General features: G+C 42.2%; 2 protein-coding genes. Both read left to right on the top strand.

What is annotated here, in order from left to right; genetic code table 11:
- A partial coding sequence (locus tag I6F41_RS16955) for a Y-family DNA polymerase (RefSeq protein WP_197108819.1) occupies positions 1 to 1,233 on the top strand: 1,233 nt, incomplete at its 5' end.
- A 743-nt stretch (positions 1,234 to 1,976) separates the two neighbouring features.
- Entirely contained in the window at positions 1,977 to 5,945 is a 3,969-nt protein-coding gene (locus tag I6F41_RS16950) for a S8 family serine peptidase (RefSeq protein ID WP_197108817.1), read from the top strand.
- Positions 5,946 to 6,000: the final 55 nt, after the last annotated feature.

The following is a 6,000-nucleotide window of genomic DNA, read 5'->3' as shown; positions in this document are numbered from 1 at the left end:
TTTTATGCCAGTGCGGAGAAGGTATTTGACCCATCCATTCGCTTTAAACCCGTTGTTGTTCTGACAAATAACGATGGATGTATTTGTGCCATATGTCCTATTGCTAGAAAGCTCAATATCCCGAAATTTGAACCTTACTTCAAAATTAAACCCTATTTAGAGCAGCATAATGTCATCGTACGCTCTTCAAATTATGAACTCTACGCTGATCTGAGTGAGAGAATGATGACGGTCATTAATCGTTTTTGTGATGACCATTATGTTTATAGTATTGATGAATCATTTTTGCGTTTTACTGGTTTTTCTAAAATCATTAATGACTGGGCTGACTACGGACACACAATACGACGAGCTGTATGGCGCGAGACAGGACTGCCTGTGGGTGTAGGCTTTGGCATAACACCTACGTTAGCTAAAGCAGCCAACCATGCGGCGAAAAAACTCTCTGGTTATAACGGGGTTGCTGTTATTAATGATGATGTCTCACGCCAGGAAGTCCTTATGCGTATGGATGTTACCGATGTCTGGGGTATTGGCTCTCGACTCGGTAGAAAACTTAAGGTCATGGGGATTAAAAGTGCATGGGATTTAGCGAATCAAAACCCAAAAGAAATGCGACGCATGTTTAGCGTTGTTGTTGAGAGGACCATAAGTGAACTCAACGGCATCGCCTGTTTAAGTTGGGATGAAGTAAAGCAGAATAAAAAAGAAATCTACTCAACGAGAAGTTTCGGGGAAAGAGTAAGTGATTTAAATACATTAAAATCAGCCCTCGTAACACACGCAGCAATTGTAGGTCGTAAACTTAGGAAACAACAATCATTAGCAAAACGACTCGTTATATTCGCTGCAAGCTCGCCACACGAAGAGGTGTATTATAAGAAATCGTTGCTCTATGACTTTCCTATACCTACATCAGATACCAGTGTTATAGCCAATACTGTTTCAGATGTTATTGATGATATTTTTAAGACTAACACGCGCTTTTATCGCTGCGGTATTGGCGCAATAGAATTAGAAAGTGAGTTATTTCAACAAGCGGATATGTTTTCTGTAAGCAAAGATAACCCAGAAGTAATGGCGTGTTTGGATGCTATAAATAAACGTTATGGGGTCGGCACTTTATCTTTAGGAAGTGAAAAGCTCACAAAATCATGGAACATGAAACGGGCTTTTTTGTCGCCCCACTACACAACCCGCTGGTCAGATATTCCAATCATAGATTGTGATTGAACTGGGTTAGAACCATCAAATATTGAATGTGATAACAGTATATTTAGTTTATAAGGTTACAGGAAATCTTTATTGGAATTTCTTAATTAAAACCCTTTTTGCCTTGTTGTAGTAGTCAATAAAATTTGGCCACAGTTTTAGAATCTTTGTATCTAATCTCAGATTCATTGCCTGACATGGATTTCCTAAGAGTTAACTGATTTCTCGACTAATTAGAAGTTACAATATAACTCATTTTGTGTCTAGCAAACTATGGAAAGTCCAAACATCAGACTAAATAAATATTCATTTTATATAGATAAACCTTACCCATAGAAATTCTTCAATTAACACATTTATAGTAATGAGAAGATATAAATACAATTACTGTAATTAAATTATTACACTATACAAATCTTTACAATGTTTCAAGTCATACGTTGATGCAGTGTAATGCGCTAATAATTAAAGGTTTTATAAGTAAGCGAAGTAAGTTAACACAAAGGAATTCCTAGCTGTAAACTTTAAAATCAAGATGTACAAATAAACGTATTTTTTTTATTACATTAAAAATAGCGAAAAAGGAAAATTATCTTAATTATATTTTGCATATAAACTCTCTAAAAAATTGCCTTGTAAATGGAATGTGATATTAATGTTGCTGAGGTTAGCAGGGGGGTGTCATTTGTTAGCTGAGTTCACTCTGGTGCATTACGGTGCTTGGCAGAGTGATATAAAAATATATAAAAGGGGTTTTTAATATTATGCAATCTAAATTCAAAGCAGTGCCAACACTTACCGTATTAGCTGCTTTAGTCGCATCAACGTTTTCTTATGGCGCTGTCGCTAATGAGTTAACCGCTGTGCCATTTAAAGTGGGTCCAAGCCTAATGAAGCCGCATTCAGGCTTCGATAAATCAGCGCTTTCAGTTACAAAGCAATTTCCAACTTATTATATTATTCAGTTAGAAGATGCCTCGTTAGCCACTTATAGTGGCGGCGTGCGAGGCCTAGCACCAACAGTTAAATCTGCAAGCAATAAAGAGAAGTTAGATACACAGTCGGTTGCGGCTATTGCCTACAATCAATATCTGCAAGCGCGTCAGGCGGCAATGGTTTCAACGCTACAGTCAAAATTCCCCTCATTACAAGTTCAGCGTAACTTAAGTATTACGCTCAATGGGTTAATTGTGAGTGTGCCGGGTAAAGTTGATCTTAAAGCGAAATTACAGGGCATACCCGGTGTAAAAAAAGTCTTTGAACATGAAATGTATAAAGCGCACCTTGATTCCTCGCTTGCCTTAATTAACGCCCCTGCAGTTTGGGATGCTATTGGTCAACGTGATAGTGCTGGCGAAGGGATTAAAATTGCTGTGATAGATAGCGGTATTCGTGCTGAGCATCCGATGTTTGCGAGTAATGAGCACCAGCGTCCTGCGGGCTTACCAACAGATGATTACTGTACAACAATCGATCCAACGTTTTGTAATGATAAATTAGTGTTAGCTCGCTATTACACACCAACATTCCCTACCCACGAGGATGAAAGTATTAGTCCACTTGATGTGTTAGGTCATGGTACACACGTAGCGGGTACAGCGGCGGGTAATGCAGTAAGCACAACGTTTTCCGGCGTTGATGTCAACTTTTCCGGTGTTGCACCAGGTGCATCCATTATGGCGTATAAAGCATTGTTTTTAGACCCACTTGGCGACGGCGGTGGCTCTAACGTTATGTTAGCTGCTGCATTAGAAGATGCGGTTGCCGATGGTGCTGACGTGATCAATAACTCTTGGGGCGGCGGCGCAGGTGGACATCCGGACGACAGCGTTTATCAGCCAATATTTACTGCTGCTGAAGCAGCCGGTGTGGTGATGGTAACTGCAGCAGGCAACGAAGGCCCAGGTGCAGAAACGGTTGGTTGCCCAGCGTGTATTGAAGCAGGTATCACAGTAGCGAGTACGCAAACTGGTCGTAGCTTTGCGCATGTGGTGAGTGCTGCTGGTGTTGAAGATATTAATGCCACACCAGGGGATGGTGATTTTGAGATTACTAGCGATATTACCGCGTTATTAACGCCTGCGATTAATCTTGATCCCGAAAATACGCTTGGCTGTGAAGCTTTCCCGATTGATTCGTTAAAAAATAATATCGTGTTAATCTCGCGTGGCATTTGTGGCTTTACTGACAAAGCAACGAATGCGCAAGCCGCTGGTGCGGTTGGCATGATTGTATATAATAATGCCCCTGGTGTGATTCGTATGGGGATGGAGGGGGTTACTTTACCGAGTGTTTCTATCTCACAAGAAAGTGGCGAAGCGATTTTAGCCGCTTGGCAAGAAGGTAGTGAAGCCACCATCACTAAAAGCATGATGTTAAATGATGCAGCTGCCGTTGATGCTATGTCTGACTTTAGCTCACGCGGTCCAAACGGTGATAGCAGTTTCTTAAAACCAGATATTGCTGCGCCAGGCTCTGATATTTTATCAGCGTTTGCCCCAGGTGATGATGAAACGCAATATGATGTTAGCTCAGGTACATCAATGGCTAGTCCGCATGTGGCCGGCGCTGCGGCGTTGTTGCGTCAATTACGTCCAGAATTAAATGCTTTTCAAATTAAATCTATTTTAATGACCTCAAGCAACCCTGCTGTGAAAATGCAAGATTTAACCACAGCAGCGACGCCTTTTGATCGTGGTGCGGGTCGTCTTGACGTTGAAGCGGCAAGCAAAACGGCTTTAAGTTTTGATAAAGCGTCATTTGTTTCTACCGGTTGTGTTGCTACGTGTAGCTTTGAACGTACCGTGACTAACTTAATGCCAGCGGCAGGTGATTGGCAAGCGCGTGTTGAGTTTGTTAACGACCAAGTCACTGGTAGTATGTCAATGACTGAGCTGAGCATTGCTGAAGCAGGTACAGCCACCTTTACCTTAACGGTCAATACGGCATTTGCCGATGACAGCTGGCAGTTTGGTCAAGTGGTATGGACAGACGCGTCAGGTCAATATCCAACAGCACATTTACCGATTGCGGTTCACCCACAACTATCTGACGATAGCAGCTTAGTGTCTACTATGCTGGTAGCCGGTGAAGTAACTGCCGGTGAAAAAATTAGTATGAGCGCGCGCGCGGGCTATAGTGGCAATGACGTATTTTCTACTTTATCGGTGAAAATACCTGAAGGCACCGAGTTAGATGTCGACTCAATTGCTATAGAGATGTCGCCTGATGGGCTTGTTGCCCAAAATGGTTTTAGTGTCTCGCCTAATAAGCGTGTTATGACCTGGACAGGGCCATTAACTAATGAACCAGATGTTACATCTATCGAGCCAGCGACAAGTTTCCTATACCCGGGCTTTAAACTAGCTGACTTAGGAGTGGAAAGTTTCCAAATACCTTGTGAAGCTGGTTGTGATGAAGTGTCAGTTGACTTCCCTATTGGTGAAATGGGCGGATTTATTTGGAATGGTAAACAGGTAGATGTCATTACTATTTCACCGAATGGCTTTATTACGGCGGGGCAACAATTCGTCTTAGGTGGCTGGCAAACACAAGACTTGCCTTCTGTTGAGACACCCAATGCGGTGATAGCGCCGTTATGGTCTGACTTTGTTGTTGGTGGGGCTGCCGGTGGTCAAATGAACTACAATGTTGTTAATGACTTTTTCAATGATTGGTTTGTTATCGAATGGCAAGATATTGCTGAGTACCAAACGGTGTCCGGTGATCGCTTTACCTTTGCTATTTGGATTAAGTTAGGCACAGATGAAGTGTACTTTAATTATATTGATGTACCTGAATTACCAACCAATGCTTCTGTGGGGGTCGAAGACCCTACTGGTATGATTGGCACGTCTCATTACTTCAGCGGTGCCGGTACAGCACCTGCAGCGGGCGAGTCGTTACGTGCGCGCTTATCAGTAGGTGAAAAAGGGTCTGTGGTGATTAATTATGACCTAGAAGCGGCGTTTGGTGTTGCAAATGACGCTGTTGCTTTAACGGTAGAACAGACCCCCGTGGTTGTTGATTTATCAACTAAATTTAATACTGGTGTAAAAGGTTTATTATCGAGCGTGAGTTTAAATTCTGGCGGTAAAACCTATAATGCGATTCAGCCATTTGATATCAAGCAAAGCGAAAATGTTGCCATCATAGTCGTTACTGCGCCAGAGCATGGGGTATTAACACCCGCTATGACCACAGCAGATGATGAAACAGCCGCTGAAGCTATTCCGTTTAGCTATGTTTATACCGCAGAAGAAGGTTATGTTGGCGCTGATAGTTTTACTTATCATGTGGCTGATGTCGATGGTAATAAAACCAATACAGCGACGGTGACACTTAATGTTGCACGTGAAAATACCGGGCCTGTTGCACAAGCATCTGCTACGCCAACAGCGGCGAAAGCCGGCACTAAAGTGACGCTAAGTGCTGCAGGTAGCTCTGATGTGGATGGTGATAGCTTAATGTATAGCTGGATCCAAACGGCAGGTCCAAGCGTTACATTAAGTGCAGCATCATCTGCAACGGCAAGCTTTACTGCACCAGAGTTTGATACAGATACAACATTAAGCTTTAACGTCACTGTTTCTGATGGTTATGAAGAAAGTACGGCAGCAACAAATGTTACTGTGGCACGTAAAGAAAAATCATCTAGTGGTAGCTTTAATCCGTTATTAGTACTACTAGCTTTACCATTAGCATGGTTACGTCGTCGTAAATTAGCTAAGTAGCCTAGTTTTTAAGTAACTTTACTATCATAAAGGGGCGTTTCGCCCCTTTATTTTA

This window comes from Pseudoalteromonas sp. SCQQ13, assembly GCF_015864415.1.
GTDB classification, from domain to species: domain Bacteria; phylum Pseudomonadota; class Gammaproteobacteria; order Enterobacterales; family Alteromonadaceae; genus Pseudoalteromonas; species Pseudoalteromonas nigrifaciens.
The sequence above is the reverse complement of the archived record's forward strand: the minus strand, read 5'-3'. Positions and strand labels throughout refer to the sequence as shown.